General features: G+C 45.1%; 18 protein-coding genes. 14 read left to right on the top strand and 4 right to left on the bottom strand.

Going from position 1 to position 17,314, the window contains the following annotated elements:
• Positions 1 to 95 precede the first annotated feature (95 nt).
• The 6 genes from BW931_RS00725 to pepF all read left to right on the top strand — a co-directional run bounded on the left by BW931_RS00725 (position 96) and on the right by pepF (position 6,810).
• Positions 96 to 1,307, top strand: a complete 1,212-nt coding sequence (locus tag BW931_RS00725) for a putative glycoside hydrolase (RefSeq protein ID WP_084193814.1) — start codon at positions 96 to 98, stop codon at positions 1,305 to 1,307.
• A gap of 115 nt (positions 1,308 to 1,422) precedes the next feature.
• Entirely contained in the window at positions 1,423 to 2,016 is a 594-nt protein-coding gene (locus tag BW931_RS00730; RefSeq protein WP_008590081.1) for a GNAT family N-acetyltransferase, read from the top strand.
• Positions 2,017 to 2,323: 307 nt separating this feature from the next.
• The gene (gene spxA / locus BW931_RS00735; RefSeq protein ID WP_076569167.1) at positions 2,324 to 2,719 is read left to right on the top strand and encodes a transcriptional regulator SpxA; all 396 of its coding nucleotides are present in this window, start codon (positions 2,324 to 2,326) and stop codon (positions 2,717 to 2,719) included.
• A 317-nt stretch (positions 2,720 to 3,036) separates the two neighbouring features.
• Positions 3,037 to 3,735 carry an adaptor protein MecA gene (gene mecA / locus BW931_RS00740; RefSeq protein WP_008590076.1) on the top strand — a complete coding sequence of 233 codons (699 nt, stop codon included), beginning with the start codon at positions 3,037 to 3,039 and terminating at the stop codon, positions 3,733 to 3,735.
• Positions 3,736 to 3,850: 115 nt separating this feature from the next.
• Positions 3,851 to 4,975 (top strand): competence protein CoiA, encoded by a 1,125-nt coding sequence (locus BW931_RS00745; RefSeq protein ID WP_076569169.1) that lies wholly within the window; start codon positions 3,851 to 3,853, stop codon positions 4,973 to 4,975.
• A 26-nt stretch (positions 4,976 to 5,001) separates the two neighbouring features.
• Positions 5,002 to 6,810, top strand: coding sequence for an oligoendopeptidase F (pepF, locus tag BW931_RS00750; protein ID WP_008590073.1), 1,809 nt, complete (start codon positions 5,002 to 5,004; stop codon positions 6,808 to 6,810).
• 244 nt (positions 6,811 to 7,054) lie between these two features.
• On the opposite strand, the gene BW931_RS00755 is transcribed toward pepF, so the two are convergent.
• Genes BW931_RS00755 through BW931_RS00765 form a run of 3 tightly spaced genes read right to left on the bottom strand, consistent with a single transcriptional unit; the run spans position 7,055 to position 8,979 of the window.
• On the bottom strand, positions 7,055 to 7,942 hold the full coding sequence (locus tag BW931_RS00755; RefSeq protein WP_008590071.1) for a ClpXP adapter SpxH family protein: 888 nt from the start codon (positions 7,940 to 7,942) through the stop codon (positions 7,055 to 7,057).
• Positions 7,939 to 8,340: a globin domain-containing protein gene (locus BW931_RS00760; protein WP_008590069.1), complete on the bottom strand. Its 402-nt coding sequence runs from the start codon at positions 8,338 to 8,340 to the stop codon at positions 7,939 to 7,941. Before BW931_RS00760 ends, BW931_RS00755 begins: the two co-directional genes overlap by 4 nt.
• Before the next feature lie 57 nt (positions 8,341 to 8,397).
• Positions 8,398 to 8,979, bottom strand: coding sequence for a CYTH domain-containing protein (locus tag BW931_RS00765; RefSeq protein ID WP_076569171.1), 582 nt, complete (start codon positions 8,977 to 8,979; stop codon positions 8,398 to 8,400).
• 137 nt (positions 8,980 to 9,116) lie between these two features.
• On the opposite strand from BW931_RS00765, the gene BW931_RS00770 reads away from it, so the two are divergent.
• Genes BW931_RS00770 through BW931_RS00780 form a run of 3 tightly spaced genes read left to right on the top strand, consistent with a single transcriptional unit; the run spans position 9,117 to position 11,457 of the window.
• Positions 9,117 to 9,755 (top strand): GTP diphosphokinase, encoded by a 639-nt coding sequence (locus BW931_RS00770; protein WP_008590064.1) that lies wholly within the window; start codon positions 9,117 to 9,119, stop codon positions 9,753 to 9,755.
• Between the two features lie 16 nt (positions 9,756 to 9,771).
• On the top strand, positions 9,772 to 10,584 hold the full coding sequence (locus BW931_RS00775; protein WP_008590062.1) for an NAD kinase: 813 nt from the start codon (positions 9,772 to 9,774) through the stop codon (positions 10,582 to 10,584).
• A 3-nt stretch (positions 10,585 to 10,587) separates the two neighbouring features.
• Complete coding sequence (locus tag BW931_RS00780; RefSeq protein WP_076569173.1) at positions 10,588 to 11,457, top strand: RluA family pseudouridine synthase; 870 nt, start codon at positions 10,588 to 10,590, stop codon at positions 11,455 to 11,457.
• Here BW931_RS00780 and prpE read toward each other — a convergent pair.
• Positions 11,427 to 12,167 carry a bis(5'-nucleosyl)-tetraphosphatase PrpE gene (prpE, locus tag BW931_RS00785; protein WP_076569175.1) on the bottom strand — a complete coding sequence of 247 codons (741 nt, stop codon included), beginning with the start codon at positions 12,165 to 12,167 and terminating at the stop codon, positions 11,427 to 11,429. The genes BW931_RS00780 and prpE overlap by 31 nt on opposite strands.
• Before the next feature lie 129 nt (positions 12,168 to 12,296).
• Here prpE and mgtE point away from each other — a divergent pair, with 129 nt between their 5' ends.
• From mgtE to BW931_RS00810, 5 genes are all read left to right on the top strand, one after another.
• Positions 12,297 to 13,661 (top strand): magnesium transporter, encoded by a 1,365-nt coding sequence (gene mgtE / locus BW931_RS00790; RefSeq protein WP_076569178.1) that lies wholly within the window; start codon positions 12,297 to 12,299, stop codon positions 13,659 to 13,661.
• 75 nt (positions 13,662 to 13,736) lie between these two features.
• On the top strand, positions 13,737 to 14,513 hold the full coding sequence (gene fabI, locus BW931_RS00795; RefSeq protein WP_008590055.1) for an enoyl-ACP reductase FabI: 777 nt from the start codon (positions 13,737 to 13,739) through the stop codon (positions 14,511 to 14,513).
• A 133-nt stretch (positions 14,514 to 14,646) separates the two neighbouring features.
• Entirely contained in the window at positions 14,647 to 15,126 is a 480-nt protein-coding gene (locus BW931_RS00800; protein WP_076569180.1) for a PH domain-containing protein, read from the top strand.
• Entirely contained in the window at positions 15,116 to 16,552 is a 1,437-nt protein-coding gene (locus BW931_RS00805; protein WP_076569182.1) for a PH domain-containing protein, read from the top strand. The genes BW931_RS00800 and BW931_RS00805 overlap by 11 nt, the downstream gene beginning before the upstream one ends.
• Positions 16,549 to 17,262 (top strand): RluA family pseudouridine synthase, encoded by a 714-nt coding sequence (locus BW931_RS00810; RefSeq protein ID WP_234972546.1) that lies wholly within the window; start codon positions 16,549 to 16,551, stop codon positions 17,260 to 17,262. Before BW931_RS00805 ends, BW931_RS00810 begins: the two co-directional genes overlap by 4 nt.
• The last annotated feature ends 52 nt before the right edge of the window (positions 17,263 to 17,314 follow it).

The following is a 17,314-nucleotide window of genomic DNA, read 5'->3' on the forward strand; positions in this document are numbered from 1 at the left end:
TAAATATAAGTATTTTTATGAAAGTAATGGAAAACTATGGTCATTGAATAGGAATTTCGTATATAATAGAGGAAATGATGGCAGGGGATGGTAAAATGAAAGCAGTATTGTGCAATGTTTTGTTCGTTATAATAGTGATTGGCAGTCTTGGGGGAGCAGTGCAGGCGGAAGAAGGGGAAGAGTTGCCTGCAACGGAGGTTTCAGGCAAAGAACTTGTTCCTGAAAAATATCCGTTTCCCGACAGAATTCAGCGTTTTATGCGTGAGTCGGAACTCTCATTTACATATCCCGATGCAGTAAGGGGAATCTATGTCACTGCCAATTCGGCAGCAGGGAAAAAAATGCCTGAATTGACGGAACTGGTAGAATCAACGGATTTGAATGCAATGGTAATTGATGTTAAGGAAGACCACGGCGAAATTATGCTCGAACCGCATAACGAGAAATATAAAAAAATATTCGAAGGTAAATACGATAGCGTGATGGACGATCCCGAGGCCATACTGAAAGATCTTGAAAAGAAAGGTATCTACCCGATAGCGAGAGTTGTCGTATTTAAAGACAATGTGCTGGCAGAAGAGAGACCTGAGTTATCTTTTACCAAAGAAAATGGGGAGATATGGACGAATGGGAAAGGGGAAGCCTTCGTGAACCCATTCAAGAAAGAAGTGTGGGAGTACAACGTTGAAGTTGCTAAAATGGCGGCTGATCTTGGTTTCCAGGAAGTTCAGTTCGACTATGTACGCTTTCCGGAAGGGTTCGCGTCAAGAGACGACGTACTTCAGTATGGAAGAGGGGATTACGATTCAGAAGGTGTGAGTGATGTCCAGCAAAGAGTCAATGCAGTGACGGACTTTGTAGAATATGCGAGAGAATCGCTCAGAAATTACAATACTGATGTATCGGTGGATATTTTCGGTTACTCGGCAGTAGTTCCCGAAGAACCGAATATAGGCCAGAATTTTTCGAAAATCGCCTCGAATGTCGATGTGATTTCCTCGATGATTTACCCGAGCCACTGGGGTTCTTTCTTTGGAATTGAAAATACAGATACAGAACCTTATAAGCTTGTTGAGGAATACGCTAAAGTGGAAAATGACCGATTGAAAACATTGGAAGAGCCGCCGGTTTCCCGGCCATGGATTCAGGACTTCGAAGCTCCGTGGTTATATTCGGGTCCGACGAAACAGTATGGAGTAGCGGAAGTGGAAGCACAGATCGAGGCTCTTAATAATAACGGAATCGAAGAATATCTTATCTGGAATGCAGGAAACAACTATACTGAGGGAGTGGACTATACTCCGTAATCAAAGATCCGGGCGCAGTTAAATTGCGACCGGGTTTTCTGTTTATTTACTCCAATTTAACAAAAGAGCGGATTTCCGTTATAATAGAGAAGACTACGAAAAAGGGAGTAGATCGATGAACTGGTTTGAAAAGCTTAATCAGTATTTTCCAATTGAAGAAATGAAATCTCAGGAACATATGGAAGCTCTTTTGAATGAAAAGGGAGATTTATACTACAAAGATGAAGGGGATAAACACGTATTAATGTATGCCGAATTCCCGACTTTCGTCTTTATCGATTACGTGTATGTTTCCTCAAGCGCCCGGGGCGAAGGTCTCGGTCACAAACTGATGGACAGGATGAAGGAAAAGAACAAACCGATTATACTTGAAGTGGAACCGGTCGATTACGAAGATTCGGATACGGAGAAACGCCTCCGCTTCTATCAGCGTGAAGGATTCTCACACGCACAGTCTATTGGATATTCCCGGCGTTCCCTGGCTACGAATGAATGGAGCCAGCTTGAGATTCTGTACTGGTCTCCGGAAGATTACAGTGAAGAGAAAACATTTGAACAGATGAAACAGATGTATAATGAAATACACACGTATAAAGATAAGAAGTTTTACGGCAAATCCTATCAGCCGGTAGAAGAAGTTCTCCAGCTGGATGAAGAAAGGGCCGTAGACAACATGATTGATTCTCTCGATGCTAAAAAGAAAGTTTGAAAAGAGCTCCCGTATCAGTACGGGAGCTTTTTCAATGAAGGTATATTAATTGATAATGAAAACTTTGTGAACTTAATCGCTTGCGGGGTTTAAGTAGAGGTCAGACGTGGTATAATAGTATATGTAAGGCAAAACGACACCGAGCATCGCTACCTCAATTTCACCAGTTTTTTCGGGAAGCGATATGGATTTTCGGTCCCTATTGTGTTATACTGAACATAAGGATTTAATTAAAGTGATTTTAAACTGATAAACAATTTCGCTTGCAGATATTGTTATATTCCAAAAATGAGGAGTGAAGTCTCACATGGTTACACTTTATACCTCACCAAGCTGTACATCATGCCGTAAAGCCAAAACCTGGTTAGAAGAGCATAACATTGGATACACGGAAAGAAATATTTTTTCAGAACCTTTGACTATCGATGAAATAAAAGTAATACTCCGAATGACTGAAGACGGGACAGAAGAGATCATATCGAAGAGATCCAAAGTGTTCCAGGAAATGGACACTGATTTCGATCAATTACCAATGCAGGAATTGTTCGATCTTATCCAGGAAAATCCCGGTTTGTTACGCCGTCCTATCATTATTGATGACAAACGGTTGCAGGTCGGATACAACGAAGATGAAATACGCCGCTTCCTTCCAAGGAGCGTTCGAACTTTCCAGTTGAAAGAAGCTCAGCGTCTTGTCAATTGATGTTAAAGGCTATGCCCCGATAAGAGGCATAGCTTTTTTATTAATCAATAATCAACGAACGTGAAAACGATAAATTTCGTTCCTTCTTATCTAGTGACAAAAGAAAGTAAATAGTCTAAAATATAATACCAACTTACATTTACTTTACGTGAAAGCAATTTATTTTGAAGCCGAGGGAAGGTATCCTATAATGAAGTCAACAGCACAGATGAATTATTCGAAAGCAGGGTGTAGACCGTTGCGGATTCGGGTACTGTGTTAAATAATAGAGCAGTCTCTTCAGCCTGTTATACTACCTCGAAGGGAGAGAGACGAAAATGGAAATAGAACGGATTAATGAAAACACTGTTAAGTTTTATATAACGTATCAGGATGTAGAACAACGGGGATTCAATCGCGAAGAAATCTGGTATGACCGGGAGCGCAGCGAGCAGCTTTTCTGGGACATGATGGATGAAGTGAGCGACCAGGAAGATTTCTCTCCGGAAGGGCCGTTGTGGATCCAGGTACAGGCGATGGATAAAGGAATGGAAATCATTGTAACAAAAGCACAACTTTCCCAGGACGGACAAAAGCTGGAATTGCCGGATGAGGAAGACAAGAACATCGACATTCCGATGGATGAGAAACTGGAGTCGTTACTGGAAAGTGAGCCTTCAGAGAAAAGCACTGCAGAAGATAAGAAAGACAATGAAGGTGAGAAAGAAGAAGAAAATAAAGAGCCGTTGTCCTTCGTTCTTCACTTTCCGGATATCGAGGATGTCATTCAGTTGAGCCATTACCTGACATTGCCGGACAGCGTTCACAATGCCTTGTACCATTATGAGGAAGGGTATTATCTAAGTGTTCGCTTCCAAGATGAGAATATGGATGATAGTATCCAGGAAAATTATTTAAGCCGTCTGATGGAATTCGGTTCAGAAACGAAGCACACTGTTCACGTCATTAATGAATATGGTAATCCTATATTTGAAGAAGATGCTCTAAAATCTATCAAAAAGCACTTTTCCGTTTAAGGAAAGTGCTTTTTTTTATGTCATTCGGAAGTCGGAAAAGAAAGCAGGATTTTCATAATGCGTGACGAATATAATACTTTGAACGGTGGTATAACTTTCATAAAGGAGATGAGACATGTTTTCAGCTTTAGATACACAAGGAACCTTGTTTTCTCTGTATAGACGAACGACAAGGGAAGTTGCACACCTCAAACATATAAAAGCTTTCTACTGTCCTGAATGTAAAGAAAGAGTGCGGCTCCGGCTCAGTGATAAGTACGCTCCGCATTTTGCACATTTACCGGGAAATGCATGTGACCGTAAAGGGGAAACGCTCCAACATCATTCCGGGAAGGTACTTCTATACGAATGGTTGAGAAATCAGAATCTGAATCCTGTTCTGGAATATTACATACCCGCTATCAACCAGCGGCCCGACGTTTACGTGGAATGGAAAAATCGTAAGTTTGCTGTAGAATTTCAATGCTCCGTCATCCCCGCCGAAAAGATAGAACAAAGAACCGTAACGTATCGTGAGGCCGGTATTATTCCGATATGGATTCTGGCTGACGAGAAAGTGACAGGAGATTCCCGACGGATTTCTTCTTCAGCGTTTCTCAGGTCGTTTCTTTACGTATTCAATCTTCAACCCGTCTTCTACACTTTTTCTCCCCCCACAAAAACCTTCTCTATCATATATGTCCGTCAGGCCCTCTCCTCCGCAAAATGGCTCATCAGGAAACAGAGGCGCTCCCTTGAATATCTATCCTTCACTGATCTTTTCCGCATACGTACAGCCGACAAATCTCTTCGGCACTGGCTACAGACCGTCTATTATTACCGGACGACTCCCGCACCACGGAACTTCGGGAAAGAAAATGAATTCCGTCAGTTCCTTTATTCTAAAAATCTATCCCCTTCTCTTCTTCCTTCCGTATGTTTCCTGCCTGTAAGCTGTCAGCCTCTGTATTACGATATATCCGTCAGATGGCAGACGAAGATAATTCTTGCCATGTCTTCTTTGAAGCGGGGAGAGAAGGTGACCTGTCCACCTGTCTCTGTGTCGGACGCAATCGGCAGCAGAAAGTTCAACCTTGCAGAAGCTTACATGGAGGAACTGGCGGACTTTGGATATGTTCAGAAAATAAAAGAAGGATGGTGCAAAGGAAAAGGTGTCCCTTTCCCTAAAAACGTAGAGCAGGCTGTAAGGCAGGACAGGGAATTAATGATACAATTAAGGCGAAGGGACGAATGGTCCTGAGCAGTATAGAATAAGGAGGCTTTTAAGTGGCACAGACGAAAGAACTTCCAAAACGCGAGGACGTGGCTGAAGAGCGCACGTGGAAACTTGAAGATATTTTTGAAACGGATGAGAAATGGTACGAAGAATTTGAGCAGTTAAAAAGAGAAGTGGAAAAAATCCCTCCATTTGAAAATACGCTCGGAAATTCAGCAGAGCGATTGTACGAACTGTTCGATTTTCAGGATCGATTTATGCAAAGGCTCGGGAAGCTGTTCACGTATGCACACATGCGCAGTGACCAGGATACGACGAATGCATATTACCAGGAGATGAATACGAAAGCTGAGACGTTGCTTACTGAAGCGTCTCAGGCAATGAGTTTCATAGTACCCGAAATTTTGGCACTGCCTGAGGGAACGGTTGATAAGTTTCTCGGAGAGTACGAGCCGCTTAAATTATACGAGCACACGTTAAACGAAATCATCCGCCAGAAAGAACATATACTATCCGAGAAAGAAGAGAAATTGCTTGCCGGTTTTTCTGAAGTCGCAGGTGCTCCTGCTCAGACTTTCGGAGCTCTTAATAACGCCGATCTCACTTTCCCTTCCATAAATGATGAGAAGGGGAATGAAGTGGATGTGACACACGGCCGCTTTATCAATTTCCTGAAATCCGACAATCGGAAAGTACGGGAAGATGCTTTTCGTGCTATGTATGATACATTCGGCTCCTTTAAGAACACGTTCGCTTCTACACTCAGTGCTAACGTTAAGAAAAACAATTTCAAGGCGACGGTGCGTAATTACAGCAGTGCGAGAGAAGCGGCGCTCGATTCTAATAAAATACCGGAAACCGTCTATGACAATCTTATCGAAGCGGTACATGACCGTCTTGACCTTATGCACAGATATGTCCGTTTAAGAAAACGGGTTCTCGGACTGGATGAAGTCCATATGTATGACCTTTATACACCTCTGGTCAAAGATGTCGAAATGAAGGTTACGTTTGAAGAAGCGCAGTCGAAAGTGATAGAGGCCCTCAGACCTTTGGGTGAGGATTATACTGCAAAACTTGAAGAAGGATTCAAAAATCGATGGATTGATGTAGAAGAGAACAAAGGGAAAAGAAGCGGGGCCTATTCTTCCGGACATTACGGCACAAACCCTTACATTCTTATGAACTGGCAGGATAATGTGGATAACTTATTCACGCTGGCTCACGAATTGGGTCACTCGCTTCACAGCTACTACACGCATCAGCATCAGCCGTATCGTTACGGGAATTACTCGATTTTCGTAGCCGAAGTCGCTTCCACTACAAATGAAGCATTATTGAACGATTATATGGTGGAACAGACGGATGACGAGAAAGAGAAACTTTTCTTATTGAATAACTACCTGGAAGGTTTCCGGGGCACTGTCTTCCGTCAGACGATGTTTGCTGAATTCGAGCATGAAATCCACAGAAGAGAGCAGGAAGGCGAAGCTCTTACTGCAGAGAGACTGACAGAAATCTATTACAATCTTAATAAAAAGTACTTTGGAGACGATGCGTTTATCGATGAAGATATCGGCCTGGAATGGGCGCGGATTCCTCATTTTTACATGGGATATTACGTCTATCAGTACGCAACCGGCTATTCTGCCGCTACAGCTCTTGCAAGTCAGATCCAGGAGGAGGGGGCTTCCGCTGTGGAACGGTACAAAGATTTCCTTAAAGCCGGAAGCAGCGATTATCCTATTGAAGTCCTTAAAAAAGCCGGTGTCGATATGACATCCAAACAGCCCGTACTGGAAGCGCTCGACGTGTTTGAACAGAAGCTTGACGAAATGGAACGTCTGCTGGAAGGGTGATAGTTTGATTCTCCTGACAAATAAATAGTCGAAGTGAAAGATACTATCAGCTGGCCCCCGGTACAACACCGGGGGTTAAATTTTGCCCTCAGCCTCAGTCCATCCCTGCAAGCTCAAAACAACTGTACCGGCTGCGTTATTCTCGCTTATTGGTATTCGTCCCGCACGAGTGGCACAAAAAAAGCTTGCAGAGAAACACAGGGTTTCTCTGCAAGCTGTGGACATCTTATAGATGTCCATTTTTTTAACGTATATATTCCCAAAACACGCCGTGTTTCACAGGTATTTCCTGTACTTTCTGTTTCAGAACGAGTTTGCGCATTTCCCGTCGGGCTTCTTTTTCTGTCCAGTCGTAGACGACAGCGATTTCTTTGTTGGCTACGAACCGGTATTGGTTCATGAATTCTTCCAGGCTTGGTTTTAACGAAGGGGCCGGGTTCTGTTGAAGCATGTCTTTCAAAACTTTAACATAAATATGATATTCATAAAGGCCTGTGATTTTCAGACCGGCATCCTCTTCGGATTCGTTGAAAATAACGATTGTAGGGGTTTCGTCAACTTCCATTTCCTGTCTAAGTTTCATGTCATCCTGAAGTGCCCGCTTAGCGGTTTCGGAATGAAGATCCCGTTTGAACTCTTCCACATCTATATGACTCTTTTCTGCGCATTCCACCAGTATTTCTTCTTTGGAAACGTCCTGTTTTTCAAGGAATACATACTCCTGAACTTTTCTCAAAAATCTCATACCCGATTTCTTTCCCTGAAATTCGGCGGCTTTCACTGCAAGAGCCGTAGAAAGAGGGGAGTGGACCGGGTTTTCAATCCATACATCACCATCACAGCACATACCTGTGAGGGAAGTAGTCTGATCCCACTGACGCTTCAGGTTCTCGGGTTTCTCTGAGTGGCTCCGCTGCCAGGTGGTAAGAGATCCGCTTAATATGGGACGGATTTTGAAATATCTGCCGTACTCAAGCGTAAGTTTTTTGATGAAAGGTTCAAGAGACCAGCATTCGGGGCAGAGCGGGTCGACGAAAACGTAGATTTCGATAGGCCGTTTCTGCAAATTGAAAAAACCTTCCTCAAAGCCCTGGGATGTTTGATCCGCCTGGCTTAAGCTTCTCCAACTCACATAGATTCCCCTTTCTCGTCTTCCGGTGTATTCATCATATTGTTTGCTGTCATTGTCAGCCTCTCTAATATGATACGTTCATATGGCTGTTCAATACCGACCTCAAAAACGGCTTCTCTCATGCATGAAAGCCAGGCGTCCCTTCTGGTCGGCGTGATGGGAAAAGGCATGTGCCTGGCTCTCAGCATCGGGTGTCCATGTTCCTGAATGTACAGGGGCGGCCCTCCGAAAAATTGAGTCAGAAACTGCTTCTGCTTACGTTTTGTTTCGGTTAAATCGGCCGGGAAAATGGGTGTGAGCTCCGGGTGGGAGGCCACACGTTTATAAAAAGCGTCGACAAGTATCTGCAGCTTTTCGTCTCCGATCGCTTCGTAAATAGATCGATGTTCCTGGGGCATAATTCATCCCTTCCTATCTATATAATCTATTGTAGCAATGAGGAGGGGTGCCGACAACTAATCTGACCTGCCCCTCGCTTCATAGAATCGCTGAATTTTATTTTTCGTTTCTCTTTGAGGGATGGAAAACTTGGAGAGAAGCTCCTGAAAAACTCTCACACCCTGTTCCCGGGAATCGGCTTCGATTTCAAGTTCATAATCGTGTGTCTGAAAATAACGGCTGTAGTCAAGTGTCACTGTTGTCTTCTGATAACTGATTTCCCGTCTCCGGGTGGAAAGAGAACCGAGGTAGTACAAATCGCTGATATCGATTCCAAGATTATTAAGCCGTTTTGTAATGTTCGGCTGAGCGTGTCCTTCATTCCGGATCCACAGGTTGGCTTCGTATTCATCGATTTCATCATGAGTCTCAAGGAGGCCCTCAGGGTGAGGTTCTTTCAGAGTCATTGTCCATCCCGAACCTTTTTGACGTATACGAAGAGCAGCTCCATGCTGTTTCAAAAGAAGCTTTCCTGTTTCGAAATAATAATTGGTCTGACCAAAGAATTCGTCCGGATCAAACGGCAACTCCTCGAGCATTCTCTTATATTCTTCTTCCGTAAGCAAGTTTTTGAACTCAATCTCGATTTCCTGACTCACTACTTCACGCTCCTTCAGTAAAAAAATATGATTCGGCTGATGTATGCAGTCTGCTGGTTATGGTATTATGATACAATGGTTTTGAACAAAAAATCACTTCATAACTATTATAAATGAGTGATAAGGTGGTGCGCAGTATGAATTGGGAAGCCTTTTTTGCACCTTACGCCCAGGTAGTCGAGGAACTGAAAGTGAAGCTTAAAGGGATGCGGCAGCAGTATGATTTCGAGGGGGAAGAATCTCCGATTGAATTCGTTACTGGAAGGGTAAAACCAAAGAACAGCATTATTGAAAAAGCAAAAAAGAAAGCGATCAACCCCGAAAACATAGAAGAGGAAATGCAGGACATAGCCGGTGTCCGCGTAGTCTGTCAGTTTGTAAGTGACATTTATGTCATAGCCGCAATGCTGCGTCAGCGCAGCGATCTGTCTATTGTGGAAGAAAAAGACTACGTCACCAGTCAGAAAGACAGCGGCTATCGCTCCTATCATGTCGTTATTTTATACCCGGTAGAGACGATACACGGTCAGAAGAAGGTACTTGCAGAAATTCAGATCCGTACGCTTGCTATGAACTTTTGGGCAACGAATGAACATACGTTGAATTACAAATATTCGGGGCAGATTCCTCCGGAAATAAAGGCACGTTTAAGAAGTGCAGGGGAAGCTGCTTTCCGTCTCGATGAAGAGATGTCCAAGATCAAAGACGAAGTGTATGAGGCGCGGAAAGAATTTCGCAAGAAGGAGGAGTATAAAAAGAAAAACTCCCGGGAATAAGAAAGGTGGGAAAATGATGAAATTCGCTATTTTATCCAAAGGGGACCGCAAATCGAATGAGCTTCGGACGAAGATTAAAAATTACCTAGCCGAATTCAAGCTGGAATACGATGAGGACACCCCGGAACTTGTTATTTCGGTAGGCGGGGACGGAACGCTGCTTGAGGCGTTCCATACGTATTTACACAGGCTGGATGATACGGCCTTCATCGGTATTCATACCGGCCACCTTGGCTTTTACGCCGACTGGATGCCTGAAGAAGTAGAGAAACTGATTATTGAAATCGCCCGCACTCCTTTCCAGGTAGTCGAGTATCCGCTCCTGGAAGTGATGATTAAACAGAAGGAGCACGAGGAAGAAGAACGTCATCTCGCTCTCAATGAGTGTGCGATTAAAACGTCTGAGGGTTCTGTCGTAGTTGATATCGATATTAAAGGGGATCATTTCGAAACCTTCCGTGGAGACGGGCTGTGCATTTCTACCCCTTCAGGCAGTACCGCCTACAACAAAGCACTTGGGGGCGCGATTCTGCACCCGTCCCTGGAAGCGATTCAGGTGACCGAAATGGCGTCGATCAACAACAGGGTGTTCCGTACGGTAGGGTCTCCACTTGTATTACCTGCTCATCACACTTGTGTGTTCCGTCCACTTAATGAGAAAAGCTTTCTTTTTACTATCGACCATTTAACAAGAACTTACAGTAACGTCGAGTCTATTCAGTGCAGAGTGGCTAAAGAGAAAGTGAGATTTGCAAGATTCCGTCCTTTCCCTTTCTGGCGCAGAGTGCACGACTCCTTCATTTCCGATCAGTACAACGATGGGGAGTAACGGATGAAAAAGGCTTTCTCAGTTGTTGTGGAAAAGAAAGTGCAGGATTTCCTTCGTGACGAAGCAGGGATGTCACGCCGAATGGTCAAAGATCTTAAGAAAAACGGAGGATTCTTCCGGAATGGAGCTGTGGTCAGTCATTACGATAAACTCTCACCGGGGGATGTGCTGACTGTAGAATTCCCTGCGGTGCATACTTTACCCGCCGAACCGGAAGCTACTCCGCTGACTGTAGTTTACGAGGATGAGGATGTACTGCTTATCGACAAGCCGGTCGGTATGGTGACCACGCCTTCCTGCCAGCATCCTCATGGTACGGTCGTCCAGGCTGTGCTTCATCATTACACACTGCAGAACTGGAAGCAGACCGTCCATTTGGTTAACAGGCTCGACAGAGATACAGGAGGACTGCTGCTGATAGCGAAACATCCCTACAGTCACTCGCTATTTTATAAAGAAGAGGCGGGACTGAGAAAAGGGTACACTGCCCTTGTTGAAGGAATGATGGAAAGGAAACAAGGCAGGATCACCTCGCCGATCGCCCGGGCGCAAGATTCGATTATAAAAAGAGAAATTTCCGCTGAAGGTAAATCAGCTGTCACCCGTTATGAAGTGCTAGAAGAAATGGGAGACAAAACCCTCGTCAGCGTGGGTCTTGAAACCGGAAGAACGCATCAGATAAGGGTGCACATGGCAAGTATCGGTCACCCTTTGACCGGTGACACGCTCTACGGGGCAGGTCCGTCAGCATGGTCCGAAGGGCAGGCTCTGCACGCAAGTTTTTTACAATTCATCCACCCCTGGACAAAAGAAAAGATGAGTTTCCGCTCTGCGCCTTCTTTTTACCCGAAAGCACGGAAGTTATCGGGCTGAAAAGTCAGCAGGGAAGGGACCTGGACAATTTCTTCTTCCGGGAGGCGCAGAGCCGTCAGTTTATTACCGAAGACACATCCGGTGTCTATATTGACGGTATTGTTAATGAAACGGGGTTCCAGGACAGGCGTATGTCCATAAACGACACGTCTCGAACCGCTGTAATTCAGCGCCCAGTCCACGCGCTCCGGCCTTCCGTCCCGTAGTTTATTACCGGTGACGGGCCCGTAAAGAACGAAAGCGCGTATCCGTTTATTTAAATCACCGATATCCTGAGCCCGGATGCCGGCATGAGCTGCTACAGTATTTATTTCGGGCAGATCCAAATAAACCGGTGCTTCCTCGAACAGCTGCATAAATCGAGTCCGGACCGTTTTCTGCTGCCGATTCGACAGACTCCGGTATTCCTCCACAGTTGTTTCGAGACCGTGTTTCACCTGAACATCATTTCCCAGAAAGAAACGATACAGTTTATCACAGTGATTGCCCGGGATATACAGTCCTTGTCGAGCTTCGATCACAATATCCCAAACGAATTCGATCGTTTTAAGGGAATGTGGACCCCGGTCTGTAATATCTCCGATAAACAGGGGGATTCTTCCTTCGGGGTGGACGGGCACCCCGTTTTCATAACTGTACCCGAGCTCTGTGAACAATTGTTTTAATTCTTCGAGGCAGCCGTGCACGTCACCGATGATGTCGTAAGCCATAGAACATACTCCTTGTCATTGAAAATCGAACATGCCTTTTATGTAAAAAATTATGAGCGTTTCAGTAAGCCTTCTGAATGACAGCTGTCGCTTACACTTACTATATTATAACAAAGGGGGCGGGATAAAATGGAACATTTGGATGAAGAGGAACGCCAATATGCCTGGAACGAGGTGGAAGATTCGCTGAGTGAAGGGAAAATCGACCAGTTTCGGGCCGAATTTCTGGAGCTGCACCCTTATGATCAGGCAAAAGTTTTCGAAGAACTGGAAGAAGAGCTCCGCCAGGTTATTTATACATATGTGTCACCAAAAGAAATGGCGGATGTAATGGAGCACGTAGAACACGAGGAGTCGGAACCATACTTTTCTGAAATGGATCCAAGGTTCGCCTCCGAAGTTTTCGCCGAGATGTCCTCGGACGACGCCGTGGACATTCTGAATCAGCTGGAAAAAGATAAGGTCGCCAGTTTTCTGACGATAATGAACAAAGAAGACGCACAGGAAATCAAGGATCTGCTTCATTACGAAGAGAAGACCGCCGGTTCTATTATGACGACAGAGTACGTTTCCCTGAAAGCCTCCATGAAAGTAAGAGAGGCAATGGAGCATTTGCGTACGGAAGCACCGGACGCCGAGACGATTTACTATACGTACGTAGTGGACGATGACAAAAAACTGGCCGGCGTAATTTCTCTCCGGGATCTGATCATTTCTGAACCGGACTGGACTATCGAAGAGGCGATGAGCGACCGGGTAGTAAGTGTCTCAGTGGCTAAAGATCAGGAAGAGATTGCTCAGATGATGAGAGATTATGATTTTCTTGCGCTCCCCGTTGTCGACTTCCAGGACCATCTGCTCGGAATCATCACGGTGGATGACATTATGGATGTAATGGATGAAGAAGCAAGTGATGATTACTCCAAGCTGGCCGGTATATCCGATGTGGATGGCCCTAACGATAATGCGTTCACTTCTGCAAAAAAGAGACTCCCGTGGCTTATTATTCTGCTGTTTCTCGGCAGTCTCACGGCAAGTCTGATCAGTCAGTTCGAAGCTCAGCTGAATCAGGTAGCTATCCTGGCTATTTTCATCCCTCTTATCGCCGGTATGGCAGGAAATACGGGTACTCAGGCGCTGGCGGTCGCTATACGCGGAATAGCGACGGGAGAGATCAGGAAGCAGGGGAAAATGCGGATGATGTTAAGAGAAGCTTCCACCGGTCTCATAACAGGAGTCGTCTGTGGTGTTATCATTACCTTAGTAGTGTATGTGTGGCAGGGAAACTTTTTCCTCGGTCTGCTCGTAGGTATATCGATCATGTCCGCTTTAATCGTAGCGACTATTGCAGGAGCCTTCGTTCCGCTGATTATGGATCGACTTAATATCGATCCGGCAGTAGCTTCCGGTCCTTTCATAACAACGATAAACGATTTGATTTCCATACTGATTTATTTCGGTATGGCTTCTGCATTCATGAATTTGCTGGTATAATTGTATTTTTGATAAAGGTATAATAAAATAGGAGCAGGTACTAACAACAAATACTAACCTCAAGGAGGGGTTTTGATGAATTTTTCATTAGAAGGCCGTACATATGTTGTAATGGGTGTGGCCAATAAGAGAAGTATAGCGTGGGGAATTGCCCGTTCTCTTCACGAAGCGGGAGCAAGACTTATTTTCACTTACGTAGGAGAACGTTTCGGTAAGTCGGTCCGTGAACTCGCCGAGTCACTTGAGGGACAGGAGCCTTTATTCTACGAGTGTGACGTGACGGATGACGAATCGATCATTCAGACTTTCGAATCGATCCAGAATGACGTGGGGACCATACACGGTCTGGCGCACTGCATTGCTTTTGCGAACCGTGAAGAACTTAAGGGAGAATTCCTGAACACGAGCCGGGACGGATTTCTTACAGCTCAGAATATAAGTTCCTATTCACTCACGGCAGTTGCCCGTGCAGCCAAACCACTTATGAAAGACGGCGGCAGCATTTTGACTATGACTTATCTCGGTGGAGAGAAAGTCGTCCAGAACTATAACGTGATGGGGGTAGCAAAAGCGAGTCTGGATGCTAATATGCGGTACCTTGCCAGCAACCTTGGTAAAGACAATATCCGTGTAAATGCTATTTCGGCCGGACCGCTCCGTACCCTCAGTGCAAAAGGCGTGGGAGACTTCAATTCGATTCTTGCCGAAATAGAAGAAAGAGCGCCGCTTCGTCGTCCGGTTACGCAGGAAGAGGTAGGAGATACTGCTTATTATCTTCTTAGTGACCTTTCCCGCGGCGTAACAGGAGAAATTATCCACGTTGATTCAGGGTTCAATATTATCGGTTTTTAAGTGTACAGATAGTGATGCCTCTCTCAAAACCGGAGGGGCATCTTTTTTAGTTTCCGGACATCAGGAAGCTATTAAGGAAGACTTCGCAATTAAGCAATGGTTTCGTTATAATAAAGGGGAAAGGAGGGAGGGCATGCGTCAGACTCCCGCAAATCTCATTGAAGAAACGGCTGTCAGTGCCTGGAGGTTAACGGCTGTGTTGTATCTTATCATCCCCGTTGCTCTTCTCGCCGGTTCGATAGCAGCTTTTGTATACATATCATGGCCCTGGTGGGTCATCGCTATAGCAGTCTCCCTGCTAATAATTGACATAATTTTTTTTGTATTTCTTATTCCCAGGCTAAGATGGCGGCGCTGGAGATATGAAGTTTTTGAGCAGGAAGTTTATATTCAGCACGGCATCATTATCAGGAGAAGAACGCTAGTTCCTATGCTTCGTGTTCAGCACGTAGATACGAAACAGGGACCGATCCTGAAGAAATTCTCTCTTGCTACGGTGACGATATCGACTGCAGCGACGACTCATGAAATACCGGCGCTGACCGAGGAGGAAGCTTCCGGGTTGCGGGACAGAATTTCGGAACTTGCGAGGGTGGAAGAAAATGATGTATGAAAAACGTCTCCATCCTGCCTCCATCGTTTTTCAGTTCTTCCGTTCTCTGAAAGACGCAGCGCTCGGTTTTCTGCCTGTCCTTTTTATCATTTTCAACAGCGGTGCTTCGTGGTACGAATTCGCAGGTGTCGGGTTACTGCTTGTAATTCTGCTTGTTTTCTCTATTGTGAAATGGTTCAGGTTCTCTTATGTGGTTACAGGAGAAGAATTACAGATTAAGCAGGGGATCTTTGTACGCAGGGAACGCCGTATTTCCAAACACAGAATACAGTCGATAGATCTTACTCAAACCCTTCTGCACCGGATTTTCGGTTTGACGAAAGTGCAGATCGAAACCGCTGGAAGCGACGAGAACGTAGATGCTTCCCTTGCTGCGGTCACGTTTGAAGAAGGGGAGCGGGTTTCGGGAAATCTGAAACATAAAGGGGAAAGAACAGAAGAAGATTATGAAAAAGTATATCCGGAAGAAGTGATGAGCTATTCCAGACTGGCGCTTACCGGAGCAACTTCCGATAATGCGATAATTATTTTTGGTCTGCTTTGGCTTCTGTTTTCCCAGGCCAATCAGATTATTCCGGAACAGATGTATGAAGATGCCACCAGATGGCTGTTTTCATTAGCTGTACAGTTTCTTATCTTCCTTGTTCTTATATCGGTCCTCATCGTATGGGGAGCGGGTATTCTCTGGACGATGGTCAAGTATGCGAATTTCACGATTACAAGATATGAAACGGAACTGTACATGAGATACGGACTTATCGAGAAGCGGCAGCGCACGATTCCTGTTAACAGAATTCAGGCAGTTATCGTAAAAGAGAATATCATCAGACAACTGCTCGGTCTTTGTTATGTGTATGTAGAGGTAGCCGGAGGCGTGAATGGGGGAAAAATGGAGGGGAGTACGGTTTACCTGCTTCCGTTATTAAAAAAGAACGACGTGCCCGATTTCCTTAATAAATACCTTCCGGAGTACTATCGGGACAACCCTGGGATGAAAAGACCACCGCTAAGGAGTCTTCCCTATTATATATGGGGAAGTCTACTCGTGTCGTTAACGTCAGTTATCGTCGTTTCATTGACAGTACCCGCATGGGTGCTCCTCCCCGTCGCAGCCCTTGTGTTATTCCCGGGGTGGGGAGTGATCCGCTGGCGGACCTCAGGTATCTCATTTGATGAAACTTATTTAAACCTTCAGTATCGGAAAGTCAGCAGAGAAACTGTGACGTTAAAACGTGCACGTCTCCAGGCGTTCGAGAAAAAAGATACGTGGCTTTACAGAAAACAGGGACTGGCGACGATCGATGCAGCTATTCTGAATAACGCCCAGGGCAGGCACTTCGTGGTGCCGGCCTTATGGGAAGAGCACGTTGCGAAAGCTTCGGAAACTTTTTCAAAAGTGCCCGAGATCCATAAAAAAATTGAATGAAGAAAGGAGAGGGAAGTATTAACATTCCTATTTTATATGAAGATAATCACTTGCTTGTCGTGGAGAAACCGATGAATGTGCCGGTGCAGGAAGATGCGAGCGGGGATGAAGATCTGCTGAGCATTCTAAAAAATGATATCAAAGAAAGATACAATAAACCCGGGAACGTTTATCTGGGGCTCGTACATCGCCTGGATCGTCCGGTAGGCGGAGTGATGGTCTTCGCGAAAACTTCCAAAGCTGCCTCCCGTCTCTCGGATCAGATCAGAAGAAATGCTATGGAGAAATATTATTTGGCGATCTCGAGAGGGAGTATGGATTCACCGAAGGCCCGGCTGAAAGACTACCTCGTCAAAGACCGGAAGAAGAATGAGGTCTATGTCGTAGGTAAGGATCATAGACGCGGGAAAGAAGCGGAACTTGAATATGAAGTAAAGCAGGAAGAATCCGGGATGAGTCTCCTGGAAATAGATCTTTATACCGGTCGTCCCCATCAGATAAGAGTCCAGCTCGCCCACCAGGGAGCACCGATCTATGGAGATCAGAAATACGGAGGGAAAGTCAATCACCCGGGTCAGCAGATTGCTCTCTGGTCTCACAGGCTCGTACTTTCTCACCCTGTGAAAAAAGAGGATATGACATTCGAATCTATGCCACCGGATCAGTATCCCTGGAATGTCTGGCCGGAATACACGAATCGGGATATGTAACATAAACGAATCGCTACTGTACGCAGTACCGGTTCGTTTTTTGCGTATTATA

Source organism: Salimicrobium salexigens (assembly GCF_900156705.1).
GTDB classification, from domain to species: Bacteria; Bacillota; Bacilli; order Bacillales; family Halobacillaceae; genus Salimicrobium; species Salimicrobium album.